Origin of the sequence: Planomicrobium stackebrandtii (assembly GCF_030814955.1) — a bacterium.
Taxonomy (GTDB): Bacteria; Bacillota; Bacilli; order Bacillales_A; family Planococcaceae; genus Planococcus; species Planococcus stackebrandtii.
Genome location: NZ_JAUSWB010000004.1, coordinates 57,136 through 72,339, shown reverse-complemented (window position 1 = coordinate 72,339; position 15,204 = coordinate 57,136). Strand labels below are relative to the sequence as shown.

The window sequence follows — 15,204 nt, the reverse complement described above, 5'->3', positions numbered from 1 at the left end:
TTTTTAGATTATTCCGATTAATTCGGAAGGAACAAAGACGATTTGCTTCTGCGATACAGGAAAGTGCCGAAATCCTTTCGTCGACTCGCTAGAATTACAAAAAAGCAGCGGCCACATTTACTGGGCCGCTGTTTCTACTGTTTGCTCGTTTCAATTGTTTCTTCTACTGTAAACACATCGCTTTGCCGCAGCACAGCACCTCTGGAGTTAGAGACAATCAATTGAATTTCAGCATTTTTCTCGATCTGCTGCTTTGGAATACTGAATATGGCCAACCCTTCGCCGGCGGTCTGCCAATCGGCAGCGGTTGCCTCGCCATCAACGAGAACTTCGGAAAATTTAGGCGCGCCTTTGATATAGAGGTCATATGACTCCGGTGTCTCAACCACTTTCTGCGCATCCATTTCAGGATAAAGTCCAAGATGATAATCCGGGGATGGTATTCTGACTAGATCCGGCATCAAGTATTCCGAGTAGCGCTTGCCATGCAGCAAGTCGTATTGAACCATCTGCAGGTCTTTCATTTCCTGCGTCTGTTGGCCCATCTGCGCTTGCCACTGATTATACGGAATCACTGCATCACCCTGCTCGCGCAAGTCATCAAGAATTGCCGTAACTTCATTTCCTTGGACCCCTGCCATCTCGAGGGCAATTGCACCAAACTGGTTGGGGCTCACATCCAGCTCGACGGATTGATTGCCATCGGATTGCCAGATGAAATAGGGAACTTTATGGGTGGCAATAAAGTCGTCGTAATCTCCAAGCAAATCGTTAGCAACTTCTGTGCCGTTCGCACCATATACTGCTTCGTTATCCGGGAAGGATGGGTAATGGTCGCCAAAGAATACCAGCACAGCTGGTTCATCACGCGCTTCAATCTCTGCCACCATTCGGCCAAGCTCCTCATCGACACTGTGCATTTTCTCTGTAAACTTATTCAAATACTGCCGGGTATCGTCCGGCAATGTTCCGGTCTTCAGAAATTCTGATTCTTCGGTCATCCGATACGGCATATGCCCTTCGGTCGATACGGCGTGGATAAAATCCAAGCCTTCTGTTTTGTCGAGGGCAGCAATGACCGAATCGGTAATGTGCCTGTCTTTCGGAAAGCCTTTTCCTGCATCATTTGAGTAGTCCAAATCCATAAATTCTCCTGAGATAAAGCGGTTAAAGCCCAATTGGCGATAAACCGATTCGCGCTGGTAAAACCAGCCATAGTAGGAGTGGATTGCCGTCGTTTCATAATCCGCTTCTCTGAATGCAAAGGCCGCAGAAGGCAAAGGCTTCTTGACATACAACTGGTACGGCACGAAATTTGCAGGCATAAACTGCATGCTGAAACCGGTCAGGGCTTCAAACTCCACATTAGCAGTGCCCCCGCCAAATTCTGACGAATACATCCCCCCGTGCAGCGATTCGCCATATAGCCGTCGGAAGTTCGGAATCGGATCTTCAGCAAAATGCTCCTCGCCGAATGAGTAAGGGTCGATGAACGATTCACTCATGAGGAAAATAACATTCGGCTTTTCTTCATCAGTTTCTTCTGCCGGCTGATACTTTTCAGAAATGGCCTTCATGTTCTTTGCAGAAAATCCTTCCGGTGGCTCAATATTGGATTGCTTTGCCAGCATAACGAAATTCCCAAAAACACCATTGCGCATCAACGCCAGTTCGAGTTTCCACCATGTGTTTCCAAACTGCGCTTTTTCCATAGGAGAAAAAGGCTTGTCCGTCCACAGCATCCCTAGGAATAACGCAGAAACCAGAAAAATACTGATTTTAGCAATCCAGTTTTCTTTCAGCTTGGGTACAGCTTTGAAAATCGCCACTGTCAACACCAAAAACACCAAACCGATGCCGATCAACAACGGGATATTGACACCAATCGGCTGCTCCAATCCGCCCAGTTCATTCAACAGCGCAAAATCCCCTAATGAAATCGGTGAACTGCGCAGCTCCAATTTCACTTTATTGGCATAAGCGAAGACGATTAAAAGTCCACTCAACAACATACCGGTGAACATAAACCATTTTCTTGGCAGGATATACAGCAGATTGAACAATGCCAGCACCAGCAGGACATTGACCGTAAATCGTTCAGGAAAATCCACTACCCATACCCGCAGCGGCAAAGTCAGCATTTCACGGGCTATCCGCTCACTGACATAAAGCGTCACAAGCGGCAAGCCGATCATGAAGAACAGTGTCACCAGCCAGACTGCTATTTTTTTAGATTTAGATTTTTTGTCCAACTTAAACACTCATTTCTTTTATTGTTGACCATCCAAAGTGCAGCAGCCCTGTTTTCTTATGAAAAATTAGGCCTGAATCGGATTTACTCAGTGTATCATTATTTGTCCCTGCTGAAAATCAGGCCGGAAACGAAAAGCCGCTCTGCCAAATCGGCTGAAGCGGCTCTATCTTTCGGGCGCATATTATCTACTTCTCTTCGATATACGACTCCTTCAACTTCTCCTCGAAAAGCTTTAGCAGCCGATCTCTTAACTCTGGGCGCTTTAACGCAAACTCAATCGTCGTCTCAATAAACCCGAACTTCTCGCCCACATCAAACCGGCGTCCTTCAAACTCGTAAGCATAAACGGATTGGACTTCGTTCAGCTTTTGGATGGCATCCGTCAATTGGATTTCCCCACCCGCGCCAAGCTGGTGCTGACCCAAAAACTCAAAAATTTCCGGTGTCAAGATGTAACGGCCCATAATGGCATAATTGGAAGGTGCCGTTCCCGCTTCCGGCTTTTCGACAAACTTATCAACTTTGATCAATTTCCCGTCAATGGAAACGGGGTCGATAATGCCGTAGCGATGAGTTTCCTCTTCCGGCACTTGCTGGACACCGATGACGCTCTTGCCGGTCAGCTCGTTTTGCCTCATCAGCTGAGCCAGGCACGGATCTTCATTTTCCACAATGTCATCTCCGAGCAGCACCGCAAAAGGTTCATTGCCAATAAAACGGCGAGCGGACCAGATCGCATGGCCCAAGCCAAGCGGCTCTTTTTGGCGGATATAGTGGATTTCCACATTGGACGTTTCCAGGACAGAGTCCAGCATATCGGTTTTCCCTTTTTTCAAAAGAGTGTCTTCCAGTTCAAAGGCATGATCAAAGTGATCCTCAATGGCACGCTTTCCTTTGCCGGTCACAATGATAATGTCTTCAATTCCAGAGGCGATCGCTTCCTCCACTATATATTGGATTGTCGGCTTATCAACAATCGGCAGCATTTCTTTTGGCATGGCTTTTGTCGCTGGCAGAAATCGCGTGCCAAGACCGGCAGCCGGAATTATCGCTTTTTTAACTTGCATCTCTTCACCTTCTCATTTCTAATTATTGTATATACGTTGTTTAATAATAACAGTTATTCAGAATAAAGATAATTTGAAAAGAGATACTTTCCTATATTAGCAAAAGAACTTATACAGCCATTATATAGTAAATTGGGCAAATAGGCATGATAATGTTAACAGAAATTTAAAATAATTAGCAAACTTCTATTAAGATGCTAGAATTAATGGACCATATGTCTATACTTACATCTAATATTTCCTATTTTCTATACCAAATTCCTTTTTCACACTGAACTTTATGAAGGATGTGCAAATGAAGTGAACGTTTTACCATTATCTTACGATCCGGTTTTGATCTTTCTTTCTATTATAGTGGTTCTTATTTCCGCTTTTATCGCCCTTAATATAAGTGGAATGCTGTTTGCAACAATCGGTAAAGCACGCATCAAGTGGATCTTGCTCGGCGCTCTTGTCATGGGGCTCGGCATCTGGTCGATGCACTTTATCGGCATGCTCGCTTCCCACTTGTCGATGGAGGTGGCGTATAATACGCCCCTGGTCATTACATCTATTTTGCCTGCTCTGTTTGCAAGCGGAATTGCCTTTGCCATTATCAGCAAGCCGCAAGTCCGAAAAACCGAGGTTTTGGCAGGCGCTGTCCTAATCACAACTGGCATTGTTGCGATGCATTATACCGGCATGGCTGCAATGCAAATGCAGGCAACCATTCAATATAATCCGCTGCTGTGGCTTTTGTCCGTCGTGGTCGCTTTGGCAGCCTCTTTGCTGGCAATGTTCCTGTTGTACTATTCCCGAAACCGCCAAGAGCTTTTCGGGCTAAAAGCGGCCAGTGCTGCATTGATCGCCCTTGGAGTTTCGGGCATGCACTATATTGGCATGGCAGCTGCATCTTTTGAAGCGGTCCATGATCATCCAGCCATAGCCGCCAATTCCATGGACAACAACTATATAGCCTATAATGTCGGCATCGGCATGGCCCTGATCCTGATGATCGCCATCCTTAGCATCCGCAGCGAAACCAAGGTAAAGTCGCTGTCTGATGAATACGACCGCCAATTTCTGTCGGTTATTGAATCTGCTACTGACGGCATCGTGGTCACCGACGCTAAAGGATTTGTCATGCAATGGAATTACGGGGCAGAGTGTCTGTTCGGCTACAGCAAGGAAGAAATTACCCACCAGGATGTTCGGCTGGTTTTCCCACAGGCACATCAGAACATGGACCCTTCAACTGACCCTGCTGCCATTATCGGCAAAACCATTGAATTGATGGGATTAAAAAAGGGCGGCAGCCAATTTCCGGTTGAGTTGTCTACCGGTACATGGGAGACGGCCAGAGGCGCTTATTACAGCCTCATTGTCCGGGACATCACCGACCGCAGGGCTTCCGAGGAAAAAATAAGCAATCTTGTTTATCTGGATTCGCTGACTGGCCTGCCAAATCGCCGATTGTTCAATGACCGGCTCGATTCAAGCCTGAGCCAGGCATTGGAAAACAACACCGTTTTGACCGTGCTTTACTTGGATCTCGATCAATTTAAAATGGTCAATGACACATACGGCCATCATACCGGAGACCAGCTTCTGGTGGAAGTGGCGGACCGCATTCAGTCGTGCATCACCAAAACGGATACCCTTGCGCGCCTTGGCGGTGATGAATTCATCCTTCTGCTGCCGAACGCCGATTATGAAAAAGCCGAAGCCACAGCCCAGAAAATCTTAGAAGTTCTGAACAATCCCTTTTTATTGAACAATGAAGCGGTTTTCACAACTCCTTCTATCGGTGCTGCTCTCTATCCGGCGGACGGCAAAGATTCTGAAACACTGGTAAAAAATGCTGACATTGCGATGTACCGTGTCAAAGATGAAGGCAAAAACCATTTCCAGTTCTTTACTTCCGAAATGAATGATTTGGTGTCCCGAAAATCCAAAATCGCCATGAGCATTCGCAAAGGACTGGAGCTGGGTGAGTTCACGGTACGTTACCAGCCGCAATTTGATATTGAATCCGAGAAAATTATCGGTGTCGAAGCTTTAGTGCGTTGGCACCATACAAAATGGGGACCTATTTCGCCAGCTGAGTTTATTCCCATTGCCGAAGAAAATGGCATGATTCTCCACATTGGTGAATTCGTTCTTCGGACCGCCTGCCAGCAAAACAAAGACTGGCAGGATGCCGGATTGCCGCCATTCCGTGTGGCGGTCAATATTTCAGCCAAACAATTTTCGAACAGCAACATTGCAGCAGTCGTAACTTCAGCTTTAGCCGATGCTGGATTGTCTCCCGAGTTTCTTGAATTGGAATTGACAGAAAGCATCATTCAAGGCGCCCGATCTGCTATTTCGAAAATGTGGGAGCTTAAAGCAATGGGCATCCACTTATCAATTGATGATTTTGGCACGGGGTATTCTTCGCTGAGCTATTTAAAATTGTTCCCAGTCGACACTTTGAAAATCGACCAGCATTTCACACGCAACATCCACAACGATCCAAAAGATGCGGCGCTGGTTGACACCATCATTCAGATGGCACATAACCTGGAGCTGAATGTTATTGCAGAAGGTGTGGAAACAAGCGAGCAATTGGCTTTTTTGAAAAAAAAGAAATGCAATCAGGCACAGGGCTATTACTTCCAGAAGCCACTGCTCCCTGATCAAATTGAAAAATTGTATCTGAAAGCATGACCAAGAGCCCGTGCCGGAAGCAAGACTTCCAGCTACGGGCTCTTTTATTTGCTATCCAATAGTTTTGACAAAGGATGAATGCCGAGGCTTTGGACGATCAACGACAAGATGACAACGGAAAAGCTGAGCGAAATCAGCTCGTCTGCTGCACCCACTTCCGTCATTGCGCTCAGCTGAAGAAGCAGAAACATCGACATTAAACCGCGAATGCCCGACCAGGAAATAAGAAGCGACTTTTTCCAGATTGCTTCATGCTTTCTGCGGTCCAGCAGCTTGAAGGTGCCGCCGACAATAAAGAAACGGATGGCAATGCTGGCGAATAAAATCAGGATGGCCAGGAGCCAATTGTTCCACTCGAAATATTCTGTCGCATCGATCCCAATCAGCAAGGATAGCGATCTTCGGTAACGGCCTTCTTTAATTGCATGTGAAAAATCCCACGACAGCAGGATGCCGGCCGATACAGTTGTCGAAACACCGGAGAAGCCAAAGCTTTCAGCAAGCCGAAACAACTCGGCGGACATTCAATTCTCTTCCAGGAATCCGTTCTAAATAGCTGTGAATTTCCCCTGAACTCCGCTTTTGAAACAGTCTCTAAGATCTGTATCCATCAAAAAACGGGCGCCCGGATGTTTCATGGGCTGCCCGTTCTATTGCGTTTGATAGGGTTTTATAGATAAACAACCAGTGTAAGCCAGCTGCCCTTAGTTTGCAGAACGTTTCTGCACTTGTTCGTTTTCTTCTTTTAACCGGCGTTTGACTTGCAGGTAGGACATCACTTCTGCGAGCTCTTCCTCGTTTACCGGCTGGTCATCCACGACCAGATTTACAGAGCCTAAATCTGCAATTTCATTCAAATCCAGCTTGCCGGAAGATCCGTCTCGTTCCAGCAAAAAATCCATCGTTACTTTATAGTAATCGGCTAAAAGCGCCAGATGCGAAACGCTTACCTGCTTCTTGCCGCTCTCATAACCCCAAATAACAGTTTTTGCAAAACCCAGTGCTGAGGCAAGATCATCCACACTCAAGTCATTTTGCTCTCTCAAACCCTTTAATTTTTCTCCTATTTGTTTCACTCAAAACGCCCCTTTCATGTCCATGGCAATTATACAATTATTATATTATTCCCACACATTGCTGTTTTCAAACGCTATAAACGCCTCTATGACGGCATTTGAGGCTGATTGCTCATAAATATTCTGAAATTTTAGATAAATTAGATCACTTGTATGGTAATATGGTATTAATATTCAAAATGAAAGGTAGGTATTATGATGCTAAAGAGCTCTATTTATCTCTTATCAGTTGCCCTCATTATCATTGTTATCATTGGTGAAAGAAACTTTGAAACGATCAAAATAACTGAAGAAACTGCTCTCCTGCCTGAAACGGAAGAACCCCAAGTAGAGGCAGCCGAAAAAACAGAGCCTGAACAGCTTACTTTTTCTGAAAAGCTTGCGGCTGGAGATGGGGTAACTATCGTGTTTCTTGGCGACTATGTCACTTCCGCGGATTCCTTGCCGGACGGCAACCCGAATCACGTGACGCTGCTCACCAACTGGTTTGATGAAAAGTACCCGGACCAGGTGGAAGTTGTCAATGCCGGCATGAACGCCAACACCGTTTCCCACATGAAAGATCGGGTGGCGACCGACGTTTTGGTCCACAATCCTGATTTGGTAGTGATTTCCGCTGGGCTGAATGATGCGCTGGGCGGCTGGAAGATTCCCGCAAAAGAATATGCGGAAAGCTATGAACTCATCGTAGAAGAAATAACGGCATCCGGTGACAGTGAAGTGTTGATCCGAACACCGAACCCAACGCTCTCCGTCAATGAAAACATAAAAATGCTGCCTTATGTGGCAGCCAGCCGCAGACTGGCTGATAAAGAAGGCCGCCATTTCTTTGATTTTTACAGTATCATGGCCGACGAAGTGCATGATAAGAAGATTCCTCAGAAAGAATTGATGCAAAATGTGATGCACCCAAATACCAAGGGACAGGCTTACCTGTTCGACAAATTTAAAGTGTATTTGACGATGGAACTTTTGGAACAATAACGAGTTCATAAGAAAAGTCTCTTCCGGCGAAATCAACGATTTCACGGGAAGAGACTTTTTTTGATTACTTGACCAATAGGTTTCTGGCTTCTCTAAACTCTTTAATATGGTGATCGATAATGCTGCCGTTTTCGATGACGACAGAATTGCGGATCATGTCCGTCCAATTGCCTTCGACAAAATTATCGACCATCGGCGAGAATCCTTCGCTCAGCACTTTTGTGACAGTGTGCGGGAACATCGCCGGCGTGTTGTCCACCGTATAATGGATGATGCCATCCACCGTGTAGACAGGATCATCAATGGTTGACGGACGGGACGTCTCAATTTCCATGTTCGGGTCGCAGCTGACGTCGACGATCATCGCGCCTTTTTTCAGGCGTTTCAAATCTTCTTTGTAGATGATGCGGTCCGTGCGGGTCGTGTCCCACATGACGCAGTTGACCAAGACATCGTAATTGCCCATGTTTTTGATAAACAGGGATTCCAGCTTGCGTCCGTATACATCAACATCGGCGCCGAGGCCGTGAAGGATGCGCAGCACGCCTTTGGTCGTGTGGCCATTTCCTAGAACCGCCACTTTCGTTTCGTACGGCATTTTGCCGCAATACTGATAAGCCTGAAGAACTGCAGCTTCCCCGGCCACTTCCCGGTTGCGGTAGAAAATATAGCGGCCGTCTTCGAACATTTCTTCCCAAGCAACCACGGTGTGGTCCCCTGCCAGTACGGCGTCGGTAAACGCGATGTCCTGAACTGCGTGTGCCCAGCCAATCAATAGTTTCCCTGGCGCCAACTGGTCGAAATAATCCGCATTGCCTAATTTCACATCGACAATTGCATCGCATTGCAATACTTTTTCACGCGATACAAATTGCGCACCGGAAACCTCGTATTCGGCGTCCGAAAAGCCAAGTGCGTCGCCGTAGCCAACTTCGAAGTATAGCTGCTCGATGTTCTTGATGTTCGGCATGTCCTTCGGCAAAAGGGCTCTTCTTTTTTCGTTGTTTTTATGGCTGATGACAAATCCGATTGTGTACATAATAAAACCTCCAATTGTTGAATGCTGCTTGATCCTGATCGGCTGATAATAGACATTTCATACAGAATCGACCGGACAACCCTCAAAAATTGTCGAGTGAGTTAATATATCAATATCGTTTCCGTATAGCTGATCTATTTTGCATCATACCATATATGGAGCGCAATATAAGCATTTTGTCTCACAGATTTTAAATAAACACACGTAAGCGTTCACATCCTCTACACAGCTGAAATAAGGAGACTTTTGTTCATCTTGAATCTACCGAATTAACAATATATATCCGTTTCGAATTTGTATTTTTTTGATGCAATGATTTTCTCTGAAGTTATGCTAATATGCAGGATTTTCTTTCTGGAATTCGGTACAACTGCCGGACGCACAAAACAAGGAAAGCGCAGGACTGCGCTTTCCGCTTTAGGATCGTATTCGGAAGGCTGTGGATCGTATTTCATTCGTAATGGAACGTATTTCGATTTGAATGGATCGTATTTTGCCTGGTATGGATCGTATTTCAACAATGCAGCCGAATCTCGGACGGCTCCTGCCAAAGCGCTTTTCCTTCACCACGTATCCTAAGTCTGACTCAATCCACAGAATGCGCCTGCCGGATATTCAATGATGGCATAGCTTCCGGAGGTGATGGCGCCTTCCGGTTGGCGGTGGACGATGCCGCCGCGATTCTGGCACATCTCCAGGCTTTTCTTTAAGTCCGCGACTGCAAAATAGACGATCCAAAGCTGCGGCAGCCCTCTATTGACGCCCGCCTGGTGGCAGATTCCGGCTGCCGGGTTGCCATCCGGCGTATTCATCATGTAATCGTCATAGTCCCCCATCCGGAAGTCGCTGTGCTGCCAGCCAATTACTTCTTTATAGAAATCGCGGACCCCTTCTGCGTGGTGGACGGTCAAATCTGCCGAAATGATGGAACCAGGCTGTATCTTGAATTCTTCAGTCATGGAACACACTCCCTTTTGTTGTATTTCCAAAGTGATTCGCCGCAAAGAATCCAAAACCCTTTTAATTCCAGTGAATAAAATGACAAATTTCCATCATTAAATTGAATTTATCCTCCTAATTGTGTTAAAGTTACTAAGATTTATTGATTACCATCACATAATGGAGGATTACATATGAAACAAAAAATTTGGCTGCCTGCTGCTCTGCTGCTGGTTGCAGCTTTGTTGACAGCTTGCAGCGATGAAGTAAAGATAGACGAACACGGCGAAATAGAGGTCCCGGTGGAAAAGCTGACATTTCTTGATACACGGGTCAGCGCATCGAGTTCCGCTTATGATGTGAACGTGGTCGAGCAGCTTCAGCAGGAGCTGGACGTTTTAAAGGGCGAAGAAAACTATGGCGTTGAAGAACCGCTGGCGGTGATAAACCCGTTTGGCACAAACACAACGGGGCTCTATCTCCATTTCCAGGCAGAGGATTCCGGCACATTGGAATACACCGTTTCTGCAGAAGGCACAGCTGATTTTACACGCGCAGCAAAAGATGCAAATACCGATGCGGCAATCGCAGAATACCAGCTGATCGGCCTCGTTCCCGGTAAAGAAAACACCGTTTCTGTCACGTATATCAACGAAGAAGGAATGGAAGGCGATAAGTATTCATTCAAGGTGGCTGCACCAGAAACCACCTCCGGCTACCCGATTACCATGGAGCAGACAGCGGCATCCGGCAATACGGAGCTAGCAGACGGCTTGTTTGTGCTGATGGGCATCAATAATTACGACGGCTATACGTTCCTGTTTGATAACGACGGCACTTTGCGCGCGGAAATTATTTCCGAAGATTACCGGATGGACCGAATGGCAGCTTTCGAAGATTCGATGGTCTTTACTACAACAGACCAGAAACTTGCCCGGATGGACCCGCTCGGCAAAATCACCGATACGTATGAACTTAATGGCTATGTCATGCATCATGATTTTGTCATCAACGACGACGGCCTGGTGCTGACACTGGTTTCCGATTCGTCGAAAGATACCGTCGAGGACATGGTGATGAGCATTGACCTCAATACAGGTGAACAAAAGCTGTTGATTGATTTCAACGAATTGCTGAGCGGCTACAAGCAAGAAACCCAGCCTGTGGAAATGGATGGAAAAAGCGTTTGGGACTGGATTCATTTCAATTCCATTGACTTGGTTGGCGACTCGGTCATTCTCAGTGCACGTGAAAACTCGACCATCATCAAAGTTGATGACATTTACACACAGCCGACCATCAACTACTTGATCGGCATACACGATGTCTGGGAAGGTACCGAAGGCGAAAACCTGCGCCTTGAGAAATCCAGCGAATTTCCGAGCCAGGCCGGCCAGCATTCTGTCACCTATGTGGCAGACGACAGCCTGCCGGAAGGCCAATATTACTTGTATATGTACAACAATAATTACTGGTGGTACGAAAGCCGTCCCGACTATGACGGCGCGGTCATCCGCGAAACCAGCCAGACATTCGAAGCCAATGGCGAGGACCGCTCCAAATTCACCAAATACTTGGTCGATGAAAACACACGCAGCTACGATCTGGTCCAGGAGTTCGATGTGCCCTATTCCTCTATCGTCAGCAACGCCCAACTGATCGGCGACTCGATCGTCGTCAACAGCGGCATGGCCAAGACACTGGAAGAATACAGTGCAGAAGGCGATTTGCTGGCTCAGTTCAATTACGAAGCAAGCACGTTCTCTTACCGTGTGTTTAAGCATCGCTTTGATGATTATTGGTTTGAATAAAACAAAAAAGGGGCAAGTGAAGTCAATCTTCACTTGCCCCTTTTCCTGTTATGGAGCTTCCGCTATCTCAAAATAGTCGGTGCTCCGGAGGATATTATCCAACGAATCGTAGAGTGCAAACCGGAATTTTTCTCCCGCCTCCACATCGCTTTTATTGACTGTGAATGAAGAAAGGCCATTGCCCAGTTCATTCCATTCGGCCACCAGCTCTGTGTCATCTTCACTTAAGAGTTTAGTGAATTTTGGAACGCCTTCGGCAAGGATTTCATAGGCGTTGCCAAGACTGGTGATTTCCTGTATTTCCATGTCAGACACCAGGCCAAGGTGGTAATTTTCCGCCGGTGCATCGATCAAACCGGGAATTGCCTGTTCCACATGCCGGCTGCCGTGCAGCAAATCGTATTGCAGTTGGTGCAGATCCTCCATTTCTTCAGTCTGCGCGCCCATTTGTTGTTGCCACTGGTTATACGGAATAACGGCATCGCCTTTTGCCCGCATGTCATCCAGTATGGCGGTCACCGCATTGCCTTCCACACCGGCCATCTCCAAAGCGATGGCTCCAAATTGGTTTGGCGACAAGTCCAACTCTTCTGGTTCGTTGCCTTCCGAATTCCAGATGAAATAAGGAACGTTGTGGGTGTTGATGAAATCTTCGTAATCCCCCAGCATATTGTTCGCCACTTGCGTACCTTCTGCGCCGTAGACTTGATCATTGTTTCCAAAAGTCGGGTAATGATCGCCGAAAAAGATAAGAATGGTCGGCTCACTGCGCTTTTCAAGCTCCTCAACAAGACGGCCGATTTCTTTGTCGACACTGTTCATCTTGTCAGTGAATTTATTTAAATACTGCCGGGTAATGTCCGGCAGCTCCCCGCTTTTGACAAACGGAGAATCTTCCTGAGGCTGATAAGGCTGATGGCCTTCAACCGCTACCGCATGGACAAAGTCCTTGCCTTCCGTTGCATCCAGCGTTTCCAACACTGAATTGGTGATGTTGTGGTCTTTCGGAAACCCCCAGCCCGAACCGAGGGCGTGGTCGAGATCCATGAATTCACCTGAGATAAACTGATTAAAACCCAATAGGCGGTAGACGGATTCACGCTGGTAATACCAGCCGAAATACGAATGAATCGCTGTCGTCTCATACCCTGCCGCTTTAAACGCATAAGCCGCAGATGGCAGAGGCTTTTTGACATACAGCTGGTAAGCGACCGAGCTGGCAGGCATAAACTGGCGGCTCAAACCCGTCAACGCCTCGAACTCAACATTGGCAGTCCCCCCGCCGAACTCCGGCGAATACATGGTGCCGTGCAGCGATTCTTCATAAAGCTGGCGGAAATTTGGAATTGGATCTTCAGTGAAATTCTCTGCTCCAAAATGATAAGGGTCGATAAATGCCTCACTCATGAGTATCACGACATTTGGTTTTTCTCCTGCGGTGCCGCCAGCTGGCACATACTCATTGCCAATCGATTCAATCCTGTTTTCCGAATAGCCCTCCGGTGGGTCGATGTTCGACTGTTGTGCCAGCAGGACGAAATTGCCGAACAATCCGTTTCTCATCGTTCCGACTTCCTGCTGCCACCACGTGTTCTGAAACTGCACCTTGTCCATCGGGGAAAACGGATAGCCGGTCCAAAGCATCGCAAGAAATGCCATGGAAAGGAGAGATATGCCGGCTTTCATCCACCACAGCTCTTTGATTTTTGGCACCAGCCAAATAATTCCCACTGTGATTGCCAGAAAAACCGCACAACCGCCAATAATGAGCGGCATCGACAAATCGACGGGATTTTCCAGGCCGCGCAGTTCATTCAACAACGCAAAATCTCCCAGTGAGATCGGGGAATTGCGCAGCTCGATTTTCATACTATTGGCTATCGCAAAGATGACCAAAACGCAGCTCAGCGAAAAGCTGGTGAACAAGAACCATTTGCGCGGCAAAATGTACAAGACATTGAAGATGGCAATTAAGATAATGGCATTTAATGCAAAGCGCTTTGTAAACTCTGTCGTCCAAACCGAAAACGGCATATCCAATGCCTGTCGAACAATGGTTTCACTGATATACAAGGTCAACAGCGGCAAGCCGATCATAAAAAACGCTGTCAACATCCAGACCGCCAGTTTTTTTACAGGCAGGTTCTTCAGGAAATTTGTGAACAACTCCATCACTCTTTTCTCTATTTCAAAGATTTATTTATGCAACTATTCAGTTTATTATAGCACCGTTTTTCCAATATTCTTAACATGAATATAATATTATTTACATTTGATTTACAAATGAGCGAGGATTTACTCGGCTTAAACTGCGGCAAACAAAAAAGAACGAGCTTTGGGCCCGTTCCTTTTAGTATGCCTTATTCTGTTTTATCAGCCGTGAATGTTAAGTCAACTGCTCCTTCACCATCTCTACCAAATACGCCATATCCTCTATTCCGTAGCGCTGGTCACATGGCAGCGGCAGTATGTTTGCTGCGTACTGGTATTCGATGCTGTCTTCCGGACAGTTGCCCATTACATTTGGCCAAAGAAGCGGTATGTAGATTTTCTGTTCGGCAAGCTTGTTTCTGATTGCTATGCCATCTTCTGCTAGAAAAGGATAAGAGAAAGCACCATCCGGCATGGTCAGCTTTAAGAGATTGTCCGCGCCTAGCTGCTTCTCCAAGTAAGTATAATTTTCATTTCTTTTCTGACGCGTCCGTTCGTAATCAATTGCTCCCATCAGATTGCGCGTCAGTCTCGACATCGATCGGAGCGGGGTTGCATCTAAGACATCATCATTTCGCTGAAAATCAGCATAGTAGCTGCTGGCTGTCCCTTCATAGCGCCCCACTATATGCTTCATGCGGTCTGAGGACACATCTTGCTCAAGTGTTTCAAACAAAACGGCATCGGTCGCCAAATAGGCGCCATCCGGCACACCGAAAAATTTGCGGCAAGAGTAAATCGTATCGATGCCTGCCAGCGGCTCCTGGAAAAAGGCGTGGCTGTGGTCGAGAATCACTTGGCCAAAGCGCTGCTTTAGTGCCAGCGTCTGTTCTTCTGTAGTCTGCCCATACAAGTTGACAATATACAGGAATTCTCCCTGCTCCAGCTCCTTGTCAAAAATCGGCTGAAATTCCTGATTGATGTGATAATACTCAAAATTGTAGTCATGTTCCTCCAGCAGCGTACTGACCGAGTCGCATAAATAATATGGAATGTGCAGCTTCGTGATATTCCGTGCTTTCATTAAATAAAGCAAGGTATTGCGTCCGGTGTTGAGCGCAATCAATCCATCATAAAATTCCTGGCTGACCAGATCTTCCAGTTCAAAATATCCGCCTATTTCTTTCATCTGAGA

General features: G+C 46.6%; 12 protein-coding genes. 3 read left to right on the top strand and 9 right to left on the bottom strand.

All coding sequences use genetic code 11. The annotated features are described in order from the left end of the window. Window positions 1–134: 134 nt before the first annotated feature. Both QOZ98_RS08265 and galU read right to left on the bottom strand, forming a co-directional pair. Complete coding sequence (locus QOZ98_RS08265) at window positions 135–2,252, bottom strand: LTA synthase family protein (RefSeq protein WP_308787007.1); 2,118 nt, start codon at window positions 2,250–2,252, stop codon at window positions 135–137. Between the two features lie 187 nt (window positions 2,253–2,439). Then, a complete protein-coding gene (galU, locus tag QOZ98_RS08260) occupies window positions 2,440–3,321 on the bottom strand; it encodes a UTP--glucose-1-phosphate uridylyltransferase GalU (RefSeq protein WP_308787006.1) in 882 nt (293 codons plus the stop codon). A 456-nt stretch (window positions 3,322–3,777) separates the two neighbouring features. Between galU and QOZ98_RS08255 the strand changes: the two genes are divergently transcribed. Further along, entirely contained in the window at window positions 3,778–6,009 is a 2,232-nt protein-coding gene (locus tag QOZ98_RS08255) for a bifunctional diguanylate cyclase/phosphodiesterase (protein WP_308787274.1), read from the top strand. Window positions 6,010–6,053: 44 nt separating this feature from the next. Here QOZ98_RS08255 and QOZ98_RS08250 read toward each other — a convergent pair whose 3' ends face one another. Both QOZ98_RS08250 and QOZ98_RS08245 read right to left on the bottom strand, forming a co-directional pair. After that, complete coding sequence (locus tag QOZ98_RS08250; protein WP_308787005.1) at window positions 6,054–6,533, bottom strand: cation:proton antiporter domain-containing protein; 480 nt, start codon at window positions 6,531–6,533, stop codon at window positions 6,054–6,056. Between the two features lie 180 nt (window positions 6,534–6,713). Beyond that, window positions 6,714–7,085, bottom strand: coding sequence for a helix-turn-helix domain-containing protein (locus QOZ98_RS08245; RefSeq protein WP_308787004.1), 372 nt, complete (start codon window positions 7,083–7,085; stop codon window positions 6,714–6,716). A gap of 195 nt (window positions 7,086–7,280) precedes the next feature. Here QOZ98_RS08245 and QOZ98_RS08240 point away from each other — a divergent pair, with 195 nt between their 5' ends. Further along, a complete protein-coding gene (locus QOZ98_RS08240) occupies window positions 7,281–8,069 on the top strand; it encodes an SGNH/GDSL hydrolase family protein (RefSeq protein WP_308787003.1) in 789 nt (262 codons plus the stop codon). A gap of 64 nt (window positions 8,070–8,133) precedes the next feature. Here QOZ98_RS08240 and QOZ98_RS08235 read toward each other — a convergent pair whose 3' ends face one another. The 3 genes from QOZ98_RS08235 to QOZ98_RS08225 form a co-directional block, all read right to left on the bottom strand. After that, window positions 8,134–9,108 (bottom strand): N(5)-(carboxyethyl)ornithine synthase, encoded by a 975-nt coding sequence (locus QOZ98_RS08235; RefSeq protein ID WP_308787002.1) that lies wholly within the window; start codon window positions 9,106–9,108, stop codon window positions 8,134–8,136. Between the two features lie 269 nt (window positions 9,109–9,377). Continuing rightward, on the bottom strand, window positions 9,378–9,659 hold the full coding sequence (locus tag QOZ98_RS08230; protein WP_308787001.1) for a hypothetical protein: 282 nt from the start codon (window positions 9,657–9,659) through the stop codon (window positions 9,378–9,380). Between the two features lie 24 nt (window positions 9,660–9,683). Beyond that, window positions 9,684–10,067 (bottom strand): VOC family protein, encoded by a 384-nt coding sequence (locus QOZ98_RS08225; protein WP_308787000.1) that lies wholly within the window; start codon window positions 10,065–10,067, stop codon window positions 9,684–9,686. 174 nt (window positions 10,068–10,241) lie between these two features. Between QOZ98_RS08225 and QOZ98_RS08220 the strand changes: the two genes are divergently transcribed. After that, on the top strand, window positions 10,242–11,858 hold the full coding sequence (locus QOZ98_RS08220) for an aryl-sulfate sulfotransferase (RefSeq protein ID WP_308786999.1): 1,617 nt from the start codon (window positions 10,242–10,244) through the stop codon (window positions 11,856–11,858). 48 nt (window positions 11,859–11,906) lie between these two features. Here QOZ98_RS08220 and QOZ98_RS08215 read toward each other — a convergent pair whose 3' ends face one another. Both QOZ98_RS08215 and QOZ98_RS08210 read right to left on the bottom strand, forming a co-directional pair. Then, window positions 11,907–14,030 (bottom strand): LTA synthase family protein, encoded by a 2,124-nt coding sequence (locus QOZ98_RS08215; protein WP_308786998.1) that lies wholly within the window; start codon window positions 14,028–14,030, stop codon window positions 11,907–11,909. Between the two features lie 214 nt (window positions 14,031–14,244). Further along, the gene (locus tag QOZ98_RS08210) at window positions 14,245–15,198 is read right to left on the bottom strand and encodes a hypothetical protein (RefSeq protein ID WP_308786997.1); all 954 of its coding nucleotides are present in this window, start codon (window positions 15,196–15,198) and stop codon (window positions 14,245–14,247) included. Between the last annotated feature and the right edge of the window lie 6 nt (window positions 15,199–15,204).

What these genes read in the sequence shown, in the direction of transcription:
- QOZ98_RS08250 (WP_308787005.1), bottom strand. Translation starts at nt 6,533, where the DNA reads ATGTCCGCCGAGTTGTTTCGGCTTGCTGAAAGCTTTGGCTTCTCCGGT.
- galU (WP_308787006.1), bottom strand. Translation starts at nt 3,321, where the DNA reads ATGCAAGTTAAAAAAGCGATAATTCCGGCTGCCGGTCTTGGCACGCGA.
- QOZ98_RS08255 (WP_308787274.1), top strand. Translation starts at nt 3,778, where the DNA reads ATGGGGCTCGGCATCTGGTCGATGCACTTTATCGGCATGCTCGCTTCC.
- QOZ98_RS08215 (WP_308786998.1), bottom strand. Translation starts at nt 14,030, where the DNA reads ATGGAGTTGTTCACAAATTTCCTGAAGAACCTGCCTGTAAAAAAACTG.
- QOZ98_RS08225 (WP_308787000.1), bottom strand. Translation starts at nt 10,067, where the DNA reads ATGACTGAAGAATTCAAGATACAGCCTGGTTCCATCATTTCGGCAGAT.
- QOZ98_RS08235 (WP_308787002.1), bottom strand. Translation starts at nt 9,108, where the DNA reads ATGTACACAATCGGATTTGTCATCAGCCATAAAAACAACGAAAAAAGA.
- QOZ98_RS08240 (WP_308787003.1), top strand. Translation starts at nt 7,281, where the DNA reads ATGATGCTAAAGAGCTCTATTTATCTCTTATCAGTTGCCCTCATTATC.
- QOZ98_RS08220 (WP_308786999.1), top strand. Translation starts at nt 10,242, where the DNA reads ATGAAACAAAAAATTTGGCTGCCTGCTGCTCTGCTGCTGGTTGCAGCT.
- QOZ98_RS08210 (WP_308786997.1), bottom strand. Translation starts at nt 15,198, where the DNA reads ATGAAAGAAATAGGCGGATATTTTGAACTGGAAGATCTGGTCAGCCAG.